22 protein-coding genes and 1 pseudogene are annotated in these 21,771 nt (G+C 67.6%); 15 read left to right on the top strand and 8 right to left on the bottom strand.

All coding sequences use genetic code 11. The features are described from left to right. Positions 1-59: 59 nt before the first annotated feature. The 5 genes from lysS (at position 60) to ND450_RS30495 (ending at position 5,133) form a co-directional block, all read left to right on the top strand. A complete protein-coding gene (gene lysS / locus ND450_RS30515) occupies positions 60-1,514 on the top strand; it encodes a lysine--tRNA ligase (RefSeq protein ID WP_253328038.1) in 1,455 nt (484 codons plus the stop codon). A 113-nt stretch (positions 1,515-1,627) separates the two neighbouring features. Beyond that, positions 1,628-1,984: an Lsr2 family protein gene (locus ND450_RS30510; RefSeq protein ID WP_253321903.1), complete on the top strand. Its 357-nt coding sequence runs from the start codon at positions 1,628-1,630 to the stop codon at positions 1,982-1,984. A 286-nt stretch (positions 1,985-2,270) separates the two neighbouring features. After that, the gene (locus tag ND450_RS30505) at positions 2,271-3,263 is read left to right on the top strand and encodes an iron ABC transporter permease (protein ID WP_253321902.1); all 993 of its coding nucleotides are present in this window, start codon (positions 2,271-2,273) and stop codon (positions 3,261-3,263) included. Beyond that, positions 3,260-4,339: an iron chelate uptake ABC transporter family permease subunit gene (locus ND450_RS30500; RefSeq protein WP_253321901.1), complete on the top strand. Its 1,080-nt coding sequence runs from the start codon at positions 3,260-3,262 to the stop codon at positions 4,337-4,339. The genes ND450_RS30505 and ND450_RS30500 overlap by 4 nt, the downstream gene beginning before the upstream one ends. Beyond that, positions 4,336-5,133 (top strand): ABC transporter ATP-binding protein, encoded by a 798-nt coding sequence (locus tag ND450_RS30495; protein WP_089908332.1) that lies wholly within the window; start codon positions 4,336-4,338, stop codon positions 5,131-5,133. The genes ND450_RS30500 and ND450_RS30495 overlap by 4 nt, the downstream gene beginning before the upstream one ends. A 61-nt stretch (positions 5,134-5,194) precedes the next feature. On the opposite strand, the gene ND450_RS30490 is transcribed toward ND450_RS30495, so the two are convergent. Continuing rightward, positions 5,195-5,995 (bottom strand): (2Fe-2S)-binding protein, encoded by an 801-nt coding sequence (locus ND450_RS30490; RefSeq protein WP_253321900.1) that lies wholly within the window; start codon positions 5,993-5,995, stop codon positions 5,195-5,197. A gap of 319 nt (positions 5,996-6,314) precedes the next feature. On the opposite strand from ND450_RS30490, the gene ND450_RS30485 reads away from it, so the two are divergent. From ND450_RS30485 to ND450_RS30450, 8 genes are all read left to right on the top strand, one after another. Further along, on the top strand, positions 6,315-8,876 hold the full coding sequence (locus ND450_RS30485) for an ATP-dependent Clp protease ATP-binding subunit (protein ID WP_253321899.1): 2,562 nt from the start codon (positions 6,315-6,317) through the stop codon (positions 8,874-8,876). Between the two features lie 118 nt (positions 8,877-8,994). Beyond that, positions 8,995-9,519 (top strand): hypothetical protein, encoded by a 525-nt coding sequence (locus ND450_RS30480; RefSeq protein ID WP_253321898.1) that lies wholly within the window; start codon positions 8,995-8,997, stop codon positions 9,517-9,519. A gap of 146 nt (positions 9,520-9,665) precedes the next feature. After that, positions 9,666-10,313, top strand: coding sequence for a YbaB/EbfC family nucleoid-associated protein (locus ND450_RS30475; protein WP_253321897.1), 648 nt, complete (start codon positions 9,666-9,668; stop codon positions 10,311-10,313). Next, complete coding sequence (locus ND450_RS30470) at positions 10,310-10,630, top strand: WXG100 family type VII secretion target (RefSeq protein ID WP_253321896.1); 321 nt, start codon at positions 10,310-10,312, stop codon at positions 10,628-10,630. The genes ND450_RS30475 and ND450_RS30470 overlap by 4 nt, the downstream gene beginning before the upstream one ends. Before the next feature lie 12 nt (positions 10,631-10,642). Further along, positions 10,643-11,803 carry a WXG100 family type VII secretion target gene (locus tag ND450_RS30465; protein ID WP_253321895.1) on the top strand — a complete coding sequence of 387 codons (1,161 nt, stop codon included), beginning with the start codon at positions 10,643-10,645 and terminating at the stop codon, positions 11,801-11,803. Continuing rightward, positions 11,803-12,630 (top strand): hypothetical protein, encoded by an 828-nt coding sequence (locus ND450_RS30460; RefSeq protein WP_253321894.1) that lies wholly within the window; start codon positions 11,803-11,805, stop codon positions 12,628-12,630. Before ND450_RS30465 ends, ND450_RS30460 begins: the two co-directional genes overlap by 1 nt. Positions 12,631-12,885: 255 nt before the next feature. Then, positions 12,886-13,743, top strand: a complete 858-nt coding sequence (locus tag ND450_RS30455; RefSeq protein ID WP_253321893.1) for a hypothetical protein — start codon at positions 12,886-12,888, stop codon at positions 13,741-13,743. 85 nt (positions 13,744-13,828) lie between these two features. Further along, positions 13,829-14,608, top strand: coding sequence for a hypothetical protein (locus ND450_RS30450; protein WP_253321892.1), 780 nt, complete (start codon positions 13,829-13,831; stop codon positions 14,606-14,608). Between the two features lies 1 nt (position 14,609). Here the strand turns inward: ND450_RS30450 and ND450_RS30445 are convergent, their stop codons facing one another. Continuing rightward, positions 14,610-15,242, bottom strand: a complete 633-nt coding sequence (locus ND450_RS30445) for a hypothetical protein (protein ID WP_253321891.1) — start codon at positions 15,240-15,242, stop codon at positions 14,610-14,612. Positions 15,243-15,337: 95 nt separating this feature from the next. Here ND450_RS30445 and ND450_RS30440 point away from each other — a divergent pair, with 95 nt between their 5' ends. Further along, complete coding sequence (locus ND450_RS30440; RefSeq protein ID WP_253321890.1) at positions 15,338-16,360, top strand: endonuclease/exonuclease/phosphatase family protein; 1,023 nt, start codon at positions 15,338-15,340, stop codon at positions 16,358-16,360. On the opposite strand, the gene ND450_RS30435 is transcribed toward ND450_RS30440, so the two are convergent. Genes ND450_RS30435 through ND450_RS30425 form a run of 3 tightly spaced genes read right to left on the bottom strand, consistent with a single transcriptional unit; the run spans position 16,332 to position 18,899 of the window. Then, entirely contained in the window at positions 16,332-17,126 is a 795-nt protein-coding gene (locus ND450_RS30435; protein ID WP_253328037.1) for a Sir2 family NAD-dependent protein deacetylase, read from the bottom strand. The genes ND450_RS30440 and ND450_RS30435 overlap by 29 nt on opposite strands. Next, complete coding sequence (locus tag ND450_RS30430; RefSeq protein WP_089910289.1) at positions 17,126-17,437, bottom strand: antibiotic biosynthesis monooxygenase; 312 nt, start codon at positions 17,435-17,437, stop codon at positions 17,126-17,128. Before ND450_RS30430 ends, ND450_RS30435 begins: the two co-directional genes overlap by 1 nt. 10 nt (positions 17,438-17,447) lie before the next feature. After that, positions 17,448-18,899, bottom strand: coding sequence for a M1 family metallopeptidase (locus ND450_RS30425; RefSeq protein WP_253321889.1), 1,452 nt, complete (start codon positions 18,897-18,899; stop codon positions 17,448-17,450). Positions 18,900-18,914: 15 nt separating this feature from the next. On the opposite strand from ND450_RS30425, the gene ND450_RS30420 reads away from it, so the two are divergent. Next, the gene (locus tag ND450_RS30420) at positions 18,915-19,661 is read left to right on the top strand and encodes an alpha/beta fold hydrolase (RefSeq protein ID WP_253321888.1); all 747 of its coding nucleotides are present in this window, start codon (positions 18,915-18,917) and stop codon (positions 19,659-19,661) included. On the opposite strand, the gene ND450_RS30415 is transcribed toward ND450_RS30420, so the two are convergent. The 3 genes and pseudogenes from ND450_RS30415 to ND450_RS30405 all read right to left on the bottom strand — a co-directional run bounded on the left by ND450_RS30415 (position 19,610) and on the right by ND450_RS30405 (position 21,754). Then, entirely contained in the window at positions 19,610-20,128 is a 519-nt protein-coding gene (locus ND450_RS30415; RefSeq protein ID WP_253321887.1) for a 2'-5' RNA ligase family protein, read from the bottom strand. The two genes, ND450_RS30420 and ND450_RS30415, sit on opposite strands and share 52 nt — an antisense overlap. A 191-nt stretch (positions 20,129-20,319) precedes the next feature. Then, positions 20,320-21,183, bottom strand: a pseudogene (locus ND450_RS30410) (A/G-specific adenine glycosylase); the annotation flags it as partial. A gap of 58 nt (positions 21,184-21,241) precedes the next feature. Further along, positions 21,242-21,754 (bottom strand): carbonic anhydrase, encoded by a 513-nt coding sequence (locus tag ND450_RS30405; RefSeq protein ID WP_253321886.1) that lies wholly within the window; start codon positions 21,752-21,754, stop codon positions 21,242-21,244. Between the last annotated feature and the right edge of the window lie 17 nt (positions 21,755-21,771).

Below are 21,771 nucleotides of genomic sequence, written 5' to 3'. Positions count from 1 at the left end.
ACGTGAGTGAGCAGCCGAAGCAAAACCTCGTGACCAGCGAAGAAGACCTGCCAGAGCAGATGCGCGTGCGCCGGGAGAAGCGTGCGCGGCTGCTCGCTTCCGGTAAGGAGCCGTATCCCGTCGAAGTCGCGCGCACGCACACGTTGCGCGAGATTCGCGAAGCACACCCCGAACTCGAACCCGACACGCAGACCGGCGAGCTCGTCGGCATCACCGGGCGCGTGATGTTCATGCGCAACACCGGAAAGCTGTGCTTCGCGACGTTGCGCGAAGGCGACGGCACGGAACTGCAGGCGATGCTGAGCCTCGCCGGTGTCGGTGAAGAAGCGCTTTCCGAGTGGAAGGCGGATGTCGACCTCGGCGACCACGTTTTCATCCACGGCGAGGTCATCAGCTCGCGCCGCGGTGAGCTTTCCGTGATGGCGGACGGGTGGCAGCTGACGTCGAAGTCGTTGCGCCCGTTGCCGGTCGCGCACAAGGAACTCGGCGAGGAAACCCGCATTCGCCAGCGGTACGTCGACCTGATCCTCAGGCCGACGGCGCGCGATACGGTTCGGACCCGTGCGAACGTCGTTCGTTCTCTGCGCGACTCGTTCCACCGGCGTGGATTCCTCGAAGTCGAGACGCCGATGTTGCAGACGTTGCAGGGCGGTGCCAGCGCGCGTCCGTTCATCACGCACTCGAACGCGCTCGACATCGACCTGTTCCTGCGCATCGCGCCGGAGCTGTACTTGAAGCGTTGCGTCGTCGGCGGCATCGAGAAGGTCTTCGAGATCAACCGCAACTTCCGCAACGAAGGCGTCGACTCGTCGCATTCGCCCGAGTTTTCGATGCTCGAGTACTACGAGGCCTACGCCACGTACGACTCGAACGCCGTACTCACGCGCGAGCTGATCCAGGAAGCCGCCGAAGCGGTGACGGGTTCTCAGATCGTCACGCTGGCCGATGGCAGCGAGTACGACCTCTCGGGTGAATGGACGACGCTGAGCATCTACGAGTCGTTGTCCGGGGCGGTCGGTGAGGAAATCACCCCCGAGACGCCGGCGGAGACGCTGCGCAAGCTTTGTGACCGCCACGAACTCGAGGTGAACCCGAAGTTCGGGCACGGCAAGCTGGTCGAGGAGCTGTGGGAGCACCTGGTGTGCGAGACGCTCTACGCGCCGACGTTCGTGCGCGACTACCCGGTCGAGACGTCCCCGCTGACCAGGCAGCACCGCACCAAGCCCGGTGTGGCCGAAAAGTGGGATCTGTACGTGCGCGGATTCGAACTGGGAACGGGTTACTCCGAACTGGTGGACCCGGTCATCGAGCGGGAGCGACTGGAAGCGCAGGCGCGTCTTGCCGCGGCCGGTGACCACGAGGCGATGCCGATCGACGAAGACTTTCTGCGATCACTGGAGTACGGAATGCCACCGAGTGGTGGTGTCGGAATGGGTATCGATCGGCTGCTGATGGCCCTCACGGGTCTGGGTATCCGGGAGACCATCTTGTTCCCGCTCGTTCGCCCTGAATGAGTAACTTTCCGGATGTCGATAGGTGCAATGCGGCACCCGTGCGCTAACCTGCCTCGCAGAAGGCTTTAGTTGGCGACGCGGGTGACCGCTCATTCGGGGTCCTGGAGGAACGCATGGCGCAGAAGGTCACGGTGACCCTCGTCGACGATCTGGACGGTTCCACTGCTGAGGAGACCGTCGAGTTCGGCCTGGACGGTGTCAGCTACACGATCGACCTTTCCTCGGGCAATGCGGGCAAACTGCGGGACGCTCTCGCCGACTTCGTCGGAAGTGCGCGTCGTGCCGGTGGTCGCAAGCGCATCGGCCCGGGTCGTCCGGCCGGTACCGGTGCTGTGAAGGCGCGTCCGGCGTCGGCGGATCGCGAGCAGAACCAGGCCATTCGCGAGTGGGCCCGCAAGCAGGGCATGAAGGTGTCGGACCGCGGCCGCATCCCGGCCGAGGTGCTCGACGCCTACCACCAGCAGGGCTGAAATTCGGTAAAGCACGAAGGGGTTCCGGGGAAGATTCCTCGGAACCCCTTCGTGTTTTTGTGTGACCGGTCAACTACCGGCGGCCGCGGAAGCGTTGTTTTTGGTGCCCAAACGACGCCGTTCACACTTCTGATCTTTTAGTTGATCTGACAACGTGTTTGTATTTCTCCGGTCGACTGTTGTGACTCCTGGTGTGGATGTGACCGGAACTTCGTCCCGGGCGCACGATCGTCTCAGCCGGTTCGGTTAGGCTTACCTGTCCTTACTGGAGCTAGGAGGGTGGGCCTTGGGTCGTAGGTCGTTCGGCCTGCTCTTCCTGCTGGTCGTGCTGGTCGCCGTGTGCCTGGCGAGCATCGCGATCGGCTCGAAGGAGATCCCGCTCGCCGGGGTGTGGCACGGTCTCTTCACGCCGACCGGCGTCGAGGACGACGTGGTGGTCCGCGAGCTGCGGATCCCGCGGACGTTGCTCGGCATCGCGGTGGGCATCGCACTCGGTGTGGGTGGCGCGCTCATGCAGGGCCACACGCGCAACCCGCTGGCCGATCCCGGCATCCTCGGCGTCACGCAGGGCGCGGCGCTCGCGGTCGTGCTCTCCATCTTCCTGCTCGGCGTGAACTCGCTGGTGGGCTACATCTGGTTCGCCTTCGCCGGCGCGATGATCGCGAGCGTCGTGGTGTTCCTGCTCGGGTCGGCCGGGCGCGGCGGACCGTCACCGGTGACGCTGGCGCTGGCCGGAGCCGCGGTCTCCGCGCTGATGAACGGCCTGGTGGCGGCGATCGTGCTGATCGACCAGCAGTCGCTCGACGCGTTCCGGTTCTGGCAGGTCGGCGCGATCGCCGGACGTGACCTGACGGTGCTGACGCAGGTGGCGCCGTTCCTGGTCGCCGGCCTGGTGGTGGCGGCGTTCAACGCGCCCGGCCTGAACGCCCTGTCGCTGGGCGAGGACGTGGCGAAGTCGCTCGGCGTCCACACCAGCAGGACGCGGACGCTCGGCATCTTCGCCATCACGCTGCTGGTCGGCGGGGCCGTCGCCGCGTGCGGGCCGATCGGGTTCCTGGGCCTCGTCGTGCCGCACATCGCGCGCGCGTTCACCGGCCCGGACTACCGCTGGATCCTGCCGTACTCGGCACTGCTCGGAGCGGTCCTGATCCTGTTCGCGGACATCGTCGGCAGGGTCGTCGCCCGTCCGTCCGAGGTGGAGGTCGGCGTGATGCTGGCGCTGATCGGCGCTCCGTTCTTCATCTTCCTGGTGCGGCGCAAGAAGCTGGTGAAGATTTGACGACCGCGACCAGGACCCCTGCCGCCAAGGCACCCGCGCTGCGCGTGGGCGCGACCTCGTTCCGGCTCCGCCCCCGGCCGCTCCTCGTGGTGGCGATCGCGCTCGTCGTCCTCGCGGCCCTGTTCGTGGCCGACATCGTGGTCGGCGACTTCCCGCTGACCGTGTCCCAGGTCGTCGACACGCTGCTGGGCGGGGGCACCCGCCGCGACCAGTTCGTGGTGGTGGAACTGCGCATGCCGCGCGCCCTGACGGGCCTGCTCGTCGGCGGCGCCCTGGGCCTGTCCGGCGCGATCTTCCAGGCCATCGTCCGCAACCCGCTGGCCTCACCCGACATCCTCGGCGTGACGTGGGGAGCCGGCGCCGGAGCCGTCTCGGTGATCACCTTCGCGGGTTCGCTGGGCGTCGTGACCGGCAGCGCGGCCTCCATCGGCGTTCCGCTGGCGGGCCTGCTCGGCGGCCTGTTCGCGGGCCTGCTCGTCTACGGGCTGGCGTGGCGCAAGGGCATCGAGGGCTTCCGGATGGTGCTGGTCGGCATCGGCATCACCGCCGTGGCCGGCAACTTCACGCACTACCTCCTGACCGTCGGCGACGTGCAGGACGCGGGCCGCGCGATGGTGTGGATCACCGGCTCCCTGAACGGCCGCGGCTGGGAACACGTCGTCCCGGTCGCGTTGGCGCTGGTCGTGCTGGTCCCGGTCGCGATGATCGGCGGCCACGTCCTGGGAGCGCTGCAGTTCGACGACCAGACCTCCCGAGGCCTGGGCATCCGGGTGAACGCGGCGAGGTCGTTCCTGATCGTCGTGGCGATCGTCCTGGCCTCCGTGGCCACCGCCGCGGCCGGCCCGATCGCCTTCGTGGCCCTGGCGTCACCGCAGATCGCACTTCGCCTGTCCGGCACCGCGCAGCCGCCGCTGTTCGGCTCGGTGGTGATCGGCGGAGCCCTGGTCATGCTGTCGGACCTGGTCGCCCGCACGATCTACCGCACCGAACTGCCGGTCGGCGTCGTCACCGCCGTGCTCGGCGCCCCCTACCTGATGTTCCTGTTGATCCGAAGCCGCCGGGAGGCGCGGGTATGAGTGTGCGTCTTGAGGCCTCGTCGCTGTCCATCGGCTACGGCGAGCGGCTGGTCGTCGACACCCTGGACCTCTCGATCATCAGCGGCACCGTGACCGCGGTGATCGGGCCCAACGGGTGCGGCAAGTCGACTCTGCTGAAGGCTCTCGGGCGCTTGCTGCCCGCTCGGTCGGGTGCCGTCCTGCTGGACGGTCGGAAGATCGACTCCATGTCGACCCGCGACGTTGCCCGGGTTCTGGGGATGTTGCCGCAGTCGCCTTCTGCGCCTGAAGGGCTGACCGTCGCTGATCTGGTGGCGCGTGGGCGGCATCCGCATCAGGCCTGGTACCGGCAGTGGTCTTCGGATGACGCCGCGGCTGTGGATGCGGCGTTGGAGATGACCGGGATCCTGGACCTGGCTGATCGCACCGTGGACGAGTTGTCCGGGGGGCAGCGGCAGCGGGCTTGGATCTCCATGGCGTTGGCGCAAGGGACGGATCTGTTGTTGTTGGACGAGCCGACGACCTATCTGGACCTCGCCCATCAGATCGATGTGCTGGATCTGGTTCAGGAGCTGCACGCGTCCATGGGGCGGACCATCGTGATGGTGTTGCACGACCTGAACCTGGCTGCTCGGTATGCGGACACCATCGTTGCCATGCGGGGTGGGCGGATCGTTGCCCAGGGGTCGCCTGGTGAGGTGTTGACCGAGGAGATGTTGCTGGAGGTGTTCGGGTTGGATGCTCGGGTTGTCGAGGATCCCGTGTCCGGGACGCCGTTGGTGGTTCCCGTGGGGTCTCGGCACCGGGTGCCGTAGGACGGCTGCGGGTCGGACCGTTCCGCCGTTGCGTTGAGTGGTGCGGTGGCCGCCGCAGACCTCAGTTGTTGCAGGTGCGTGGGCACGCCGTGCACGGCTCGGCGTTCGGCAGCACGTAGTGGAAGCAGCAGCTGTTCCGCTTGCGCTTCCACCCCTCAGCCGTGAAGTGCAGCGAAGAGGCCGCGACGAAGGGTTCGAGCTTCTCCGGCAGGATCATCGCCGCGTCCGTGACACCGGCGTTCTCGTCGCCGAACAGGCGGCCTGCCGCCCACGGGCCGTACTCCAGCATGTCCGTGGCGGCGGCCCAGAGCTGGCGGCGGCCGAAGCGGACCACCTGGCCGAAGGACGCGACGAACTGGGCGGCGTGGGCCGCGTAGCGGGCGCGGAGGACTGCTGCCAGCGCTGCCTCGTCGGCCACGACGGTGGCGGCCGGGTGGTTCGAGGCCGGGTCGTCCGGCAGGCAGGCGAACTCGTCGCACATCACGGCCATGCCGTCCGGGTGGGGGCGGCCGTCCGTGGCGATGCGGAACGCCATGTCGGAAGGCTTGAGGGTGGGCACGCGGCGGGCCGTGTGGAAGAGGAGGCCCGCCAGGTAGCCGGGCTGGTGGAGGTACCAGCCCATGATGTAGCCGGCGGTGGCGCGGTCGTCGGACTCGCCGTACTGCTCGACCATCCACTCCGCGAGGTCCTTGCGCCACAGGTCGAACCGCGACGGCTCCGCCAGCAGGTCCGAGCAGATCGTCCAGTCCTCGGACGGAGTGCCGAAGACGATCTCGGTGCCGGTCTCGAGGCGGGCGATGGATTCGGCCAGTGGCGTGAGCGCACGCGGGTTCTGCTGTGAGACCCTCGCAGGTACGGTCAACGCGCAAGTCCAATCTCATCTGGATGAGGCTTGCCTAACCTTACCCAGATCCCCCGGAGTTGCGCCCCCTGAGGTGGCCCCGGTCACAGGAGTATCGCTCGACGGCGAGTTGTTCGCGTTGAGCGGACATCGCCCGATCTGTGGAATCCGTTGCTCCCGACCTGCGTTGATGCAGATGTCACCGTTCGCCGGACGCGGCTTGCCGCTGATGGGAACCACAGGCCTCGGTACCGCCCACTACAGTGGAGCCACGGTGCCGCGCTCACCAGGGTAGATCGGTGGAGCCGAGGACCGCCGACGCAGCAGTCAGGGAGTGCGAATGTTCGAAAGGTTCACCGACCGCGCGAGGCGGGTGGTTGTCCTTGCCCAAGAAGAGGCACGGATGCTCAACCACAACTACATCGGCACCGAGCACATCCTCCTGGGTCTGATCCACGAGGGTGAAGGTGTCGCCGCCAAGGCGCTCGAGTCGTTGGGGATTGCGCTGGAGGGCGTCCGCCAGCAGGTCGAAGAGATCATCGGCCAGGGCCAGCAGGCTCCGAGTGGACACATCCCCTTCACCCCCCGTGCGAAGAAGGTCCTGGAGCTCTCGCTGCGCGAGGCGCTTCAGCTCGGCCACAACTACATCGGCACCGAGCACATCCTGCTCGGCCTGATCCGCGAGGGCGAGGGCGTCGCCGCCCAGGTCCTCGTGAAGCTCGGCGCCGACCTCAACAGGGTGCGGCAGCAGGTGCTGCAGCTGCTGTCCGGTTACTCGACGGAGAAGGGCGCGTCGGAGTCGACCGGCCGCGGCGAGGGCACCCCGTCGTCGTCCCTGGTGCTGGACCAGTTCGGGCGCAACCTCACTGCCTCGGCGCGTGAGGGCAAGCTCGACCCGGTCATCGGGCGCACCAAGGAGATCGAGCGGGTCATGCAGGTGCTGTCCCGCCGCACCAAGAACAACCCGGTCCTCATCGGCGAGCCCGGCGTCGGCAAGACCGCCGTCGTCGAGGGTCTCGCGCAGATGGTCGTCAAGGGCGAGGTGCCCGAGACGCTCAAGGACAAGCAGCTCTACACGCTCGACCTCGGCTCGCTGGTCGCGGGCTCGCGCTACCGCGGTGACTTCGAAGAGCGCCTGAAGAAGGTCCTCAAGGAGATCCGCACGCGCGGCGACATCATCCTGTTCATCGACGAGATCCACACGCTCGTCGGTGCGGGTGCCGCCGAGGGCGCGATCGACGCGGCTTCCATCCTGAAGCCGATGCTCGCGCGCGGTGAGCTGCAGACGATCGGTGCCACCACGCTCGACGAGTACCGCAAGCACGTCGAGAAGGACCCCGCGCTGGAGCGCCGCTTCCAGCCGATCCAGGTGGGCGAGCCGTCGCTCGAGCACACCATCGAGATCCTCAAGGGCCTGCGCGACCGGTACGAGGCGCACCACCGCGTCTCGATCACCGACTCCGCGCTGGTCGCCGCGGCCACGCTGGCCGACCGGTACATCAACGACCGGTTCCTGCCGGACAAGGCGATCGACCTCATCGACGAGGCGGGCGCGCGCATGCGCATCCGCCGGATGACGGCGCCGCCGGACCTGCGCGAGTTCGACGAGAAGATCGCGGACGTGCGTCGCGACAAGGAGTCCGCGATCGACGCGCAGGACTTCGAGCGCGCGGCGAAGCTGCGTGACGCGGAGAAGCAGCTCCTGGGCCAGAAGGCCGAGCGGGAGAAGCAGTGGAAGGACGGTGACCTGGACGTCGTCGCTGAGGTCGACGACGAGCAGATCGCCGAGGTCCTCGCCAACTGGACCGGCATCCCGGTGTTCAAGCTCACCGAGGAGGAGACCACGCGTCTGCTCCGCATGGAGGACGAGCTGCACAAGCGGATCATCGGCCAGACCGACGCGGTCAAGGCCGTGTCGCAGGCGATCCGCCGCACCCGCGCCGGCCTGAAGGACCCGAAGCGCCCCTCCGGCTCGTTCATCTTCGCCGGCCCGTCCGGTGTCGGTAAGACCGAGCTCTCGAAGGCGCTCGCGAACTTCCTGTTCGGCGAGGACGACGCGCTCATCCAGATCGACATGGGCGAGTTCCACGACCGCTACACGGCGTCGCGGCTCTTCGGTGCCCCTCCCGGTTACGTCGGCTACGAAGAGGGCGGCCAGCTCACCGAGAAGGTGCGCCGCAAGCCGTTCTCCGTCGTGCTCTTCGACGAGATCGAGAAGGCGCACAACGAGGTCTACAACACGCTGCTCCAGGTGCTGGAGGACGGCCGCCTGACCGACGGTCAGGGCCGGACGGTGGACTTCAAGAACACCGTCATCATCTTCACGTCCAACCTGGGCACGTCGGACATCAGCAAGGCCGTCGGCCTCGGCTTCACCTCGGGTCAGGACAGCGCGTCCAACTACGAGCGCATGAAGAACAAGGTCAACGACGAGCTGAAGAAGCACTTCCGCCCCGAGTTCCTCAACCGCATCGACGACATCATCGTCTTCCACCAGCTCACGCAGGACGAGATCATCAAGATGGTGGACCTGATGATCGCCCGCGTCGAGACGCAGCTGAAGAACAAGGACATGGCCCTCGAGCTGACCGACAGGGCCAAGGCTCTGCTGGCCAAGCGCGGCTTCGACCCGGTGCTGGGCGCCCGCCCGCTGCGCAGGACGATCCAGCGCGAGATCGAGGACACCCTGTCGGAGAAGATCCTGTTCGGCGAGATCCAGCCGGGCCAGATCATCATCACCGACGTCGAGGGCTGGGACGGCGAGTCCGAGCAGCACGACAAGGCGAAGTTCGTGTTCCGCGGCGAGGCCAAGCCGAACCGCGTGCCGGACGCCCCGCCCGTCGACCTCACCGCCTCCGCGGCCGCCGAGCAGCAGGACGCTCCGGCCACCGAGTCCGAGTGACGTAGACAGCACCAACGAGAACGGCCCCCAGGCTTCCGGCCTGGGGGCCGTTCTCGTTCAACATCCCCGTCCTCCGACGACTTCAAGACAGGGACGCGCAGTCGCCGAGGGGGGAACCGTGGACTTCCTGTTGATCTTCCTGCAGCCACACGTGATGGTCGGGATCGCACTGATCACCGTCCTCGTGGCGTTGCGCCCCCACCAACGTGCTCGCGCCCGCGCACGGGCCTTCATCCAGCAGAACTCAGCCCTGGCCGTCCTGGCGGAGAGCCTCGGCGGCAAGCTCGCCACCAAAGCCTCGGCGTGGTCGCCCCGGCTCCAGCGGTCGAAACTGGAGCCGGAACTGAGCCTGGACTTCCAGCGAGGCCCCTGGCACGTCCGCGTGACGCAGGCCTTCAACCCCCGCCCTCACTCGGACGCCCTGCTCGCGTACGAGCACTGGATCGAGATCGCCACGATGCCGGTGCCCACCAGGAAGATCCCGCTCGAGTTCTTCACGCTGTCGTTCGAGGACGGGTTCGTGCACGTCGTGTGCCAGGGCGAGGTCCCGTCCGACGAAATCGTCTTCCTGGTCGACATGATCTTGGAGAAGCTCGGCCGCGTCCGCGACGTGGAGCCACGAGACCCCTCGGCGGTCGTTTGACGTCGATCCGGCCGTTCTCGTCGTGCGTGTCACTCTGCCGAGTGGATTCGCCTGTTTTGCTGTCTGGTGGTCGGTTCGCTGTCAGCATTGCACTGCCTGCGTGATCGCATGATCGCCCAGCGGTGAGAGACGAGGAGGTCGTGGTCATGTCGGCGGAGTTCGATCAGCTGGTCGCTCAGTTCGAGCGGTTCCAGGCTCAGATGCACCGGGTCGACCAGCAGTTCGCCAACATCGGAGAGATGCAGCAGCAGTTGACCGAGATGGAGGCGGTGGCGACGTCTGGTGACCACGCGGTGACCGTGGTGGCGGGCCCCTCGGGAACCATCAAGGACATCCGCCTGACCGATGTGGCCATGCGCCGGCCGCCTCACGTTCTGGCTGCGGAGCTGATGAGCACCCTGCAGAAGGCGGTCGCGGAAGCAGCGCGCCGGCAGGCGGGCATCGTCGAGGGTGCGCTGGGCAGCGACATGCACCTCAGAGAACAGGTGCTGGAAACCCAGGCGCAGCTGTTCGGGATGACCCCGGACGAACTTCGGCGTGCGACGGCGGACGAGGCTGCTGCACCCGTGGCCCCACCGACACCTCCACAGCCCTCTGGGGACGTACGACCGCCGGTACCTCCCAGTCTTCCGACGCCGCCCCGGCGTCCAGGGCCTGAGCCCGCCGAGGACTTCTCGGACCAGAACGTGCTTCGTGGCGATTCATGGGACGAACGCCCGGCGAAGCCGGCTCCACCGGCGAAACAGGATGATCGCTTCCTCAACCTCTACGACGACGAGGACGGAGGCCGATGAGCGGCTTCGAGGTCGAGCCCGAAGAGCTCCGGCAGTTCGCGGGCAAGCTGGACAGCCATCACAACCGGGCAGGCGAGATCGCCGGTCTCGTCGCCATGGCTGACGTCGGGGACAGGTCGTGGGGCGTTGTCGGCCTGCTGACCAAGGGCGAGTACACGCAGAGGCTCGCGGAACTGAAGGATCTGTTCGCCGACATGCAGACGGGCCTGCAGTCCGGTGCGGCCAAGTTCCGCGGCACCGCAGACGGCTACGCGGAGCAGGAGGAGGCGTTGAAGAAGATCTTCAACGGCATCCAGGTCGAGATCGACCGGAAGTAGGCGGCACACATCGTGGTGGAGCAGAAGACGAACGCCGGTGGCGTTGAGATCACCGTCGGCGAGAAGACCACCGGCAGGAAGATGGCGGAGGCCGTACCTTTCGTCGGGAACTACCTCAAGACCTCTGAAGCTGTGGGCAAGTTCAGCGACGGAGTGGACGGCTCCGAGGTGACCGGCCTGGTCTCCGAGGGCGCGGCGGTGCTAGGTGCTCTCGGGACCTCGGCGTACGGCATCGCCACGGATCCGATCGGCTGGCTGGTGGGGCAGGGACTCAATTTCCTGATCAGTGTGGTGCAACCGCTGGAGGACGCGATTCACCTCGTGAGTGGCGACGGCCCCGCGTTGCAACAGGCGGCCGAGAACTTCAACAACATCGCCAAGGGTGTCGCGGACATGCGGGCGAAGTTCGATCAGGATCTGCAGAGCGCGATCCAGACCTGGGGCGGGCAGACGTCCGAGGTGGCCGCCACGAAGCTGGGCGAGTTCGCCAACGGAATCGACGGCATCGCCGGCCAGGCCGGCGAGCTCGCCAGGATGTTGCAGATCTCCAGCATGATCATGACGATCGTCGAGGACTTCATCAAGGCGATCCTCACCGAGCTCATCACCTGGCTGGTCATGATCTGGATCCCCGCCCTGGCAGCCGCAGTGCCGAGTTTCGGGGCGTCGACCGCTGCCGCCGGTGCCGCCACCGGTGTGCGCGTCGCTACGACCGGTAGCCGAGTCGCGCGCATCGTGGCCAGGTTGCGCCAGTTCCTCGACAAGATCGTGGCCTTCCTGCGCAACCTCGGGGGCCGCTTCAAGAACGTGGAGACGACACTCAAGAAATCCATGGCGGACAAGAGGACGAACGTCGCGTTCGCCGATCTCACCAAGGAGATCAGCAAGAAGAACCCGGCGGAAGGGCTTCCCGGTGTACCGGTTCCGGCGGTCGCCAAGCTGTGGGGCAGCGACGGAGGCATGATCGGCGAGCGGGTCGCGAGCGGCTTCCCGAAGGCGATGGGCAAGGCGGCCTTCGACGCGGTGCGTGGCCAGTTCGGCGTTGGCACAGGTGCGAACGCGGGTGTTGACAAGCCGATCCGAAACATCGGTTCGTACCAGAAATCGACTGAGTACGAAGACACCGGCACGGACCATTCGAGGCAACGGATCGAAGGTGATCTGGACCTCTGATGGAGATCTTCAAGCTGTTGCTGCCGAGCGCCGCCGTGGTGGCGTTCGTGCTCGGCGTCGTGGCTCTGCGGCGTTGGTGGCAAGTCCGCCGCAACCGCAGGGCCGATCAGGAACAAGCTGTCGCCCTGGCACCGCTGGCGGCCGAGCTCGGTGGCGCAGTGGTCGGGGCCGATCGCGCGGCCGCGTGGTCGGCGGACCTCAGGGCACCCTTGGCCGCTCACACCACCGGAGTCGTCGACAAGCTCCTGCAGCGCTCGAAGCCCAGGTTCGACCTGGCGGTGGACCTCCGGCGCGGGCCCTGGCACGTGCGGGTGTCGCAGGCGTCGATGAGGCGGCAGGGTTCGAACGGCGTGCTCAGGCTGATCGAGCACCGGTTCGAGGTGGCCACCGTGCGCGTCGCTCCCATGCGGATCACGCGGCGCCAGCACTCCGACTTCCTCGGCCGCCCAGTCGGACCTGATCACCTGAGCGGGTGGCTGAGCGCACAGCCGCTCACCGTGGCGCGGGAGAACGGCGAGTGGTTGCCGTTGCGGCTGCCGCCGGACACCGACCAGGAGTTCGCCGTGTTCGCCAATGACCTCACCAACGCGGCGATGGCCTTCACTCCGGAGAGCCTGCGGTGGCTCCTGGCGCAGGCCGACGCATTGCCTCCTCTCGTCGGGCGGTTCCTGTCGCTGACGTTCGAGAACGGCATCGTCTTCACGACGGTACGTGGCCCTGTCGACGAAGCGACGTTGCTGCCGGTCGTCGACACGATCGCCGGGCTGCTCGACCGGATGCCCGACATGCGGCCGAGGCATCCGGCGGAGGCACCGATGCCTCAGTAGAGGCCCGCTCGCCCGCTGGTTGCTCCACGCAGGCCGCAGTCAGAGCTGCACGAGGACTTCTCGGACCGGAACACATCGCTCGGCGTCACACTGTGGAGCAAGCACGGCGAGATGGGCGAACGGCTGCAGAAGCGAGGCACAGGTCTCCCAGGACAAGGGAATCCGCGACGCAGCTGCCGTGCAGAAGGCGAACGAGTACGGCTAGTTCGGATCAGGACCCAACAAACAGCGCATCGAAGGCTACCTGGACATCTGATGATGGAAGTCGTCTCGCTCATCTGGCACAACGTTCTGATCAAACCCTGGTTCCTGATCTGGATCAGCGTTGTCATCGCGTTCTACGCGATCCGGCGTTGGCTGCAGATCCGCAAGCACGCGAGTGCCAGGACCACGCAGATCGAACAGCTGACGCCGCTGGCGAACGAACTCGGTGGGACGGTGGTCGGGCCGGAAGGTGCCACGGCCTGGTCGGCTGGTCTTCAGCGGCCGATGGAACGGGTACTGAGCGGAATCGACAGGATCGAACAACGCTCGGTGCCCAAGTTCGACCTTGCGCTGGACTTCCAGCGCGGGCCGTGGCACGTGCGCGTTTCGGAGGCCTCGGTGCGCAAGGCGCTGGCGGGAAATGACGCCGTGCAGTACGAGCAGGAGCATCGGATCGAGGTGGCCACGGTTCGCCTCGCGCCCATGAAGATCCTCCGGCCGCTCCGGTCCGGGCTCTCCGGTCCGAAGTCGCCGAAGTTCATGCAGAAGCAGCGGTTCGAGGGTTGGGCGAGCGAGCCGCCGCAGACTGTCGAGCACGAACAATGCGAATGGCACCACATCGCCCTGATGCCCCCGATGGATGAGGAGTTCTACGTCTACGGCGAGGACATCGCCGCTGCGCAGCGCAATCTGGACGCCGACGCTCTCAAGTGGTTGCTGAGCAGGCAGCAAGGGCTGCCGATGATGGCGCAGCACATGCGGTTGACGATCGAGGCGGGGATCGTCTACACGACGATCGCCGACCACATCTACCCGGAGAACATCCTGTTCGTCGTCGACACGATCGTCGGCTTGCTCGACCGGATGCCCGACATGCGGCCACGGCATCCTGCGGCGGCAGCGTTGTGAGCGCAGCCTTGGCCTGCCGGATCAAGGCCGTGCGGAATGCCCTCCAGCTGTCCACACCGAGCAGCGCATTGAGGGATACCTGAACATGAGCGACGGACTCTCTGTGCGCATTGCACTTTTCGGCGTTTGCGTTGTCATCGTCGTGGCCCTGGTGGTGTGGTTTGTGTGGCGTAAGAAGAAGAGAGAAGAGCAGGCCCGCATCACCGAGTTGACCGCGTTCGCCGACAGCGTCGGCGGGTCGGTACAGGATCGCCGAGCGGGGGCGCGGCCGTGGTCGGCTGAGTTCACGCGCGCGATGGCGAGCGAGTACGGCACGTTCTTCCGTTGGCTTGGACGGCAGTCGGAGGGGCGCTTCGACTACGCGCTCGACTTCTCCCGCGGCCGGTGGCGGGTGCGGATCAGCGAGGCGTCGCTCGAGAACGCCACCTCCTCCAGCACCAGAACCGCGCAGGAGACCAGGGTCGAGGTCGCCACGACCGATCTGGTCACGTTGAAGATCATTCGGCGCAGGCATGCGGGCTCGCACTCCCAGGAGCGCGGCTGGGCTGCCGAGGTGCCGGTGACCGTGTCGGCCGAGCGAGATCCGCTGTGGATGGAGATCAGGTTGCCGGCTTCGGTCGACCACGCCTTCGTGGCGTTCACCAGTGACCTGCCCGAAGCGGCGAGAGTGCTGAACCACGGGTTCCTGGCTCTGCTGCTGGACGAAGTGCAGTTGCGGACGCTCACGTTCGAGGCCGGCATCGTGCACACCACGCTGGACGGGCCGATCTTCCCGAGATTGGCTCTGGAGACGACTGACCTGATGGTCGCGCTGCTGGAGCGCGTGCCCGGCCTGGAGCCCCGAGACCCGAAGACGGCGGCCTGAGTCAGCGCGGTGTGACGGCGTAGCCCGCCAGCACGATGTCCTCCAACTCCGGGTCGCCCTCCTCCCACGGGCCCTCGTAGCTGAAGCCGAACAGCTCGTGCAGGGCCGCCTCGGCCAGCTCGAGCGGGTGGAAGCGGAACGGGTAGTCGTCGTCGGGGTCGAGGGAGGCGAGGAACTCCTCGTCGCCGGCGAGGAACTCCTCCTCGAACGGCAGGGGAGTGCCGATGTCGGTGATCACGCCGCTGTCGGGGGAGAGGCTGTACGCGCGGCGCAGGGTGCCGTCCGGTTCCCAGATGGCGTAGGAGAAGAAGTCGACGACGCTGTGCATCGCGTGCAGGTAGAGGGTGCGGCCCGTCGCCTCGGTGACGAAGTGGGCGGGCAGGTCCTCCCACCCGTCGCCTGCCGCGTCCCAGGTGCAGATGATGGACAGGCCCGGGAAGACGGCCGCGTAGACCTTTCCCTCCGGTGGGTTGGCGTGGTGGAGGTTGCCGTCCTCGATCGGGGTGATGTCGTGGGACGGGTAAAGGCGGCGCACGAAGGCCTCGGTGGCCTCCCTGTCGAGCTTCGGTGATGCTCTCAGGACCTTGCTGACGTCGTCCGATGCGTAGAAGAGCATCCAGTCCTTGGCGCCCACGGCGTCCCCCTCCGGTCGGTTGGGTTCAGTGTGGCGGAGGGGTCTGACAGTTTTCGGCGGGCAACGGGAGTGGACCTCCGGCCGTCCTTGTGGGTGTGAAGACCACACCGGAGACCGACGCGCGCTCGGGCACACTGCACGACGTGGTCACCACCGAGGTGAAGCCGCCCAAGAGCGGGTTCGCCACGTTCCTGCTGTTCCTGTGCGCGCTGGCGTTCGTCACGGCGGCCCTGGTCCGGCTGCTCGGCATCGACGGCACGCGGTACATGATCGCGGCGACCTCGCTGACCCCGTACATCACCGTTCTCGGGCTGCTCGTCGGGTTGTTCGCCCTGTTCCGCCGCAGGTGGGTCATCGGGCTGACGATGACGCTGGTGGCGGTGGTGCTCGTCGCCAACGTGGCGCCGCGGGCGTTCTCCGACGCGCGGCCCAACGGGGTCGGGCAGCAGGTCAGGCTGATGACCTCGAACCTGCTCGTCGGCATCGCGGACGCCGAGGCGATCGTCCGGGAGGTCAAGGCGCGGCGCGTCGACATCCTCGCGATGCAGGAGCTGACGCCCGACATGGTGGCCGACCTCGAACGCGCCGGCCTGAACCAGGTGCTGCCCAACCGGGTCTTCCTGGACGAACCGGGTGGTTCGGGCAGCGGCATCGCGTCCAGGTTTCCGCTCTCGCGGCGGAACCTGACGCCTCCCGGCACGTTGCAGCAGGCAGGGGCGCTCGTGGACCTGCCGGGCAAGGACATCGAGGTCGTCTCGGTGCACCCGCTGCCGCCGGTCGTCGACGCCGGACCGGAGGCGTGGCAGCGCGAGCTCGCCGGGCTGCCCGCGCCCGACTCGACCGGTGCGATCAGGGTGCTCGCGGGCGACTTCAACGCCACGCTCGACCACGTCGGCCTCACGCGGTTGCTCAACAAGGGCTACGTGGACGCCGCCGACCAGGTCGGCAAGGGGCTGATCCACACGTGGCCCTCCAACAGCGGGTTCTGGCCGCCGCCGGTCACCATCGACCACGTGCTGGTCGACTCGAAGATCGTCGTGGACACGGTGGACGTGTTCGACGTGCCCGGCAGCGACCACCGGGCCGTCGTCACGCAGTTCGTCGTGCCAAGGCCGTGAGGGCTTCCAGCGCGCCCACGGGCAGCGACACGCCACGGCCGTGGCGCACGGCGGGTTCGCGGGTGTTGATGCGGATCAACGCACCGGAAGCCGCGCTCGCCAGCTCCGCCTGACGCCGCACGGTCGGCACGGCGGTGCCGGCGCCGATCTCGACCACGGCGAGCTTCTGGTGCTCGCGACGCCACTCCGTCAGCGCGTCCAGCTGCCGCTGGCTGCGGTGCGGCACCCAGCCCCAGTCACCGAACATCAGGATGTTGGGGCGCGCCAGTCCGCCGCACTGCGGGCACGACGGCAGCTCGCCGACGGCCCGCATGGTCGAGGGATCGACCTCGACGTCGAACGTGCACTCCCAGATCTCGTCGGTGCACGGCTCCACGCACTGGGCGTGGTGGATCGACCCGTGGACCTCGGCGACGTCCGCTAGACCGGCCTTCTGGAACTGGCCGTCCACATTGGACGTGAAGACCCGCGCACCCCACGACCGCAGCACAGCGAAACCCTCGTGCGGCACTGTCGCGCGGTACAGCGCTAATCGGTGGCCGTAGAAGCCCCACGCCAGCGCGGGGTCGTCGGCGAAGTGGACCGGGTCCGCGATCTCCTCGAACTTCAGCCCGAGCCGCTCGTAGGGCGGGTAGGCCCGCCAGAAGCCCTCGGTGCCGCGGAAGTCGGGGAGCCCCGAGTCGACCCCCATGCCGGCACCGGCGCAGACGAGAACGGCGTCCGCGCCGGCGATCAGCTCGGCGGCTCTGTCGTAGTCCTGCTCGATCACTGCTTGGGCTTGCTGCCCAGCACGACCTCGAACTCCAGCAGGTCGGCACCGCTCGACACGGGCCGTGCGCGCTCACCCGAGTGTGCGGCCGCACCGGCCTGACCGTCGCGCCACGCCACGAAGGCTTCGTCGGTCTCCCAGTGCGTGACGACGAAGTAGCGGTCCTCGCCCGCGACCGGGCGCAGGAGCTCGAAGCCGAGGAAGCCGGGCTGGTCGTCGACCGCGCCCAGGCGGGCGGCGAACCGCTTCTCGAGCTCGGGGCCGTTGCCCTCAGGGACCTTGATCGCGTTGATCTTCACGACTGCCATGGCACCCACACTAGCGACGAACACCGACAGGCAGCAGGTACTGGTCGGCGGGGATGCCCGAGTCCCGGAACCACGCCTTGAAGAACGCGTCCAGCGGCTGTCCCGAGGCCTTCTTGAAGTGCTCCTCGAACTGCGGCCACGTGGCGTTGCCGTCGCGGTGCTCGGAGACCCACGACTGCAACCCCTTGAAGAACACGTCGTCCCCGACCTGCTTGCGCAGCGCGTGCACGCCCAGGATGCCCTTGTCGTAGACGCCCCGGAACTCGTTGCCCTGGCCCATGTCGTAGAGCTTCGGCGCCCAGAACGACGACCGCTCGCGCCGCTGTTCGACCTGCTCGCGGTAGCGCTGGTCGAGGTCCGTGCCCTCCTTCTCGAGCCACAGCCACTGCGAGTAGGACGCGAGGCACTCGTTCAGGCAGATGTCCGCCCAGTTCGTGATCGACACCGAGTCGCCGAACCACATGTGGGCGTTCTCGTGCACGAGCGTCTCCAGGTCGGCCCACGCCGCGTAGATCGGCCGGGTCTGGGTCTCCAGCGAGAACCCGATCTGGTCGGCCACCCAGATGCCGCCGGCGGCCCGCTGCGGGTACGGGCCGAACCGCGTCTCCAGGTGGGCGAGGACCTCCGGCATCTGCGACTGGATCGGCCTCTTCGACGCGGACGTGCCGGGCGCGTACGCGTCGAGCACGGGCGTGCCGTTGGGCAACTGGGAGCGCACGATCTCGAACTTGTCGATGGCCACGGTGGCGACGTAGGTGGCGAGAGGCGTCTCCTCGGACCAGTTGAACGTCGTCCAGCCGCCGTCGCGCGTCACCGGGCCCTCGAGGCCGTTCGAGACGGCCGTCCAGCCGTCGGGGACGCGGGCCGCGAGCTTCAGCGCCGCCTTGTCGCGCGGGGTGTCGTTGGCGGGGAACCACGTCGTCGCGGAGTGGGGCTGACCTGCGGCGAACGCCCCGCCCGTCGACGAGACCTGCCAGCCGCTGCGGCCCAGCGAGGCGTCGTTGATCGTCGTGGGCTTGCCGCCGTAGGTGACCTTGGTGGTGAACGGCTTCCCCTTGGCGAGCGGGGCGCTGGGCGTGATCACCAGCTCGTGGTCGCCCTCCTGCGCGAACTTCGCCGGCTGGTCGCCGACCTTCACCTCGCTGACCTTCAACGCCTCCAGGTCGAGGTTGAAGCGCGAGAGGTCCTGGGTGGCGGTCGCGGTGATGGTGGCGACGCCGTCGAGCTGCTGGGACCCCGGCTCGTAGGTGATGGCCAGGTCGTAGAGCGTGACGTCGTAGCCGCTGTTGCCGTCCGTCGGGTAGTACGCGTCGCCCGCGCCCGCACCGGCCTCCACCGCGGCCTGCGGTGACGTCTCCTGTGCTTGCTGCCCGGGGTCGTTGCTCGGCGTTCTGAACACGACGAGCAGACCTGCGACGAGCACGATCAACACCAGGGCGATCAGGTACGGGCGGGCCTTCATGCGTTAATCATCCCTGTGTCGGTCGTGGAGTTCGGCGGAACGGGTCAAGGCGTGCTGCTCCTGCACGGCCTGATGAGCAGGGCCACCGCCTGGTGGCCGGTCGCGCAGTGGCTCACGCCCTTCGGTCGCGTGGTCGGGATCGACCAGCGCGGGCACGGCAGGAACCCGCGGCGGGGGCCGTTCCGCACCGAGGACTTCGTCGCCGACGCCGCCGAGGCGATCGAGGAGCTCGGCCTCGGGCCGGCCGTGGTGATCGGGCACTCGATGGGCGGGCTGCACGCGTGGTGTCTCGCGGCGACCCGTCCGGACCTGGTGCGCGCGATTGTGGTCGAGGACTTCGCCCCGGACAACTCCGGCCGCACGGTCGACGAGTGGAGGTGGCTCTTCGACGCCTGGCCGGTGCCGTTCCAGTCGCTCGGGCACATCCGGGCGTACTTCGGTTCGCCGCTGTTCGCCGAGTACTTCGAGGAACGCGAGGACGGCTGGCACCTGATCGCGTCGATGGACGACCTGTACGAGATCGCCGGCCACTGGGGCACGCGGTCGTACTGGGACTTCATCGACGCCGTGCGGTGCCCGTCGCTCGTGATCGAGGCGGGCAGAGGTGGCCAGCTACCAGGGCAGATGGCCGAGGCGGCACGACGTTCGCGCGGTCAGTACCTCTACGTCGAGGAGGCCGGTCACGTGGTGCACGACAGCGCGCCTTGGGTCTACCGGGGCGCCGTGGAGGCCTTCTTGAGCACGTCGACCTCGCCGGTCTGAGTGTCGACGATCGAGACCTCGCGGACCTTCGCGCGGATCGGTTCGACCGGAAACACGGCGGCGAACGCGGCCTTCATGGCCTCGTCGTCGAGGCCGTGGGCGAGGGTGCAGTGGGGGACCCAGTTGCCCGGCAGGTAGTAGGCGCTGGGGTTCTTGACCTTGCTCGCCAGGACGTCGTGGATCGCCGAGTGGACGGCGAGGAGTTCGGCGTCCACCACCGCGCCGAGCATCAGCACGTTGTCCGTGGTGGAGAACGTGCCGAGGGTGTGCAGCCACAGGTCCGGCATCCACAGCCGTTCCAGGTCCTCGCGCAGCTCCTTGCGCACCTTGGGGCCGATGGTGGTGGCTGCGGCATAGGTCAGGTGAGGTTTGCGGGGGGTGTGGGATTGTTCAACACTAAGATCGTTCAACAATCCGACGATCCTGCGTTCCGCTTCGGGGTCGAAGAAGGCCACGAGGGCGTGCATCAGGCCGTTCCCTTGTTGGATTGTTGAACGATCCCTCGATCGGGCAGTGGGAAGAGGCCGTCGTGGGATTGTTGAACAACTCCGTCGCTCGGCAGCGAGGCGAGTGTCGAGCGGGCTGCGGCCGGCGCCACACCTGCAGTCTGTTCGGAGGAGGCCGACGCCTGGAGCTCGTCGGATTGTTGAACAATCCCCTCACCCGGCAGGTGGAAGAGCCCGTCGTCGGATTGTTCAACAAGCCCATCGCTCAACAAGGACACCAGGCACTTCTCGCGCTGGGTCACGTCGTTCCACACGAGGTCGAGCTGGACCTTGGGCACCGGGCCGGGCGCGCCCCGCAGCACATCCAGCAGCTTGCCGCGCACCTGCCGGTCGGTGCCGGCGAACTTCTGCACCTTCTTTTCGGGCCCCGCATAAGCCGGCCGGCCGTTCAGCTGCCACGCGCACTCGGCGAACAACGGGCAGTCGGCGCACCTCTGGTTCTTCGCCGTGCAGATCAACGCCCCGAGCTCCATCAACGCCGCCGAGAACACGGCGGCGTCGTGCTGGTCTTCGGGGAGGATCGCCTCGACGTCCCGCAGATCGCGCTTGGTGGACGGCGGACCGGCGTCACCGGCACCGTGCACAGCGCGCGCGACGACGCGACGGACGTTCGTGTCGACGACAGCGCACTTCTGCCCGTACGCGAACGTGGCGACCGCACGAGCCGTGTAGCTGCCGATGCCGGGCAACGACTCCAGGGTCTCGACGTCCGATGGCACCACGTCACCGTGGTCGCGGGCGATGACGGTCGCGGCCTCGTGCAGCCGCATGGCGCGGCGGGGGTAACCGAGCTTGCCCCACATCCGCAGCACCTCGCCCTGCGAGGACGCGGCCATCGCGGACGGCACGGGCCAGCGCGCCAGCCACTCGTGCCAGATCGGCTCCACGCGGGAGACGGGCGTCTGCTGCAGCATGATCTCGCTGATCAGCACACCCCAGGCGGTGCAGTCGGGACGGCGCCACGGCAGGTCGCGGGCGGCGGTGTCCCACCAGCCCAACAGCAACTCGTGATTCATCGCCCACCATTGTCGCGCAACGAAAAGGCCCCCCGGAGGGGGCCCTTCGCAACGGACGTCAGGCCGCGGCGGACTCGGCGGCGTCGACCTCGCGCAGCTCGCCGGTGTGCACGTCGTAGACGAACCCGCGGATCTTGTCGGTGTGCGGGATGAACGGGCTGCGCCGCAGCCGCGCCATCGACCCGCGCACGCTCTGCTCGACGACCTTGAACGCCTCGACGGCCCAGGTCGGGCGCAGGCCGGTGTCGGCCTCGAGCTCGTCCTTGAAGTCGTCCTCGGTGACCATCTCGAGGCCGCAGTTCGTGTGGTGCACGAGCAGGACCTCGCGCGTGCCGAGCTTGCGCTGGCTCAGCGCGAGAGAACGGATGGCGTCGTCGGTGACGACCCCTCCCGCGTTGCGCAGCACGTGCGCCTCACCCTGCTTCAAACCGAAGATCTCGAACACCCGGATGCGCGAGTCCATGCAGGTCAGAATGGCTACCTGCAGGGACGGCTTCGCGGACGAACGGTCTCCTGGAACCACGTTCCCGAGCTCGTAGTTCCGCTTGAGCAGTTCGTCGATCGCGGTCATGTGACACACCTCCATGG

The sequence above is a fragment of the Lentzea sp. HUAS12 genome (assembly GCF_024125735.1).
Taxonomy (GTDB): domain Bacteria; phylum Actinomycetota; class Actinomycetes; order Mycobacteriales; family Pseudonocardiaceae; genus Lentzea; species Lentzea albida.
The sequence above is the reverse complement of the archived record's forward strand: the minus strand, read 5'-3'. Positions and strand labels throughout refer to the sequence as shown.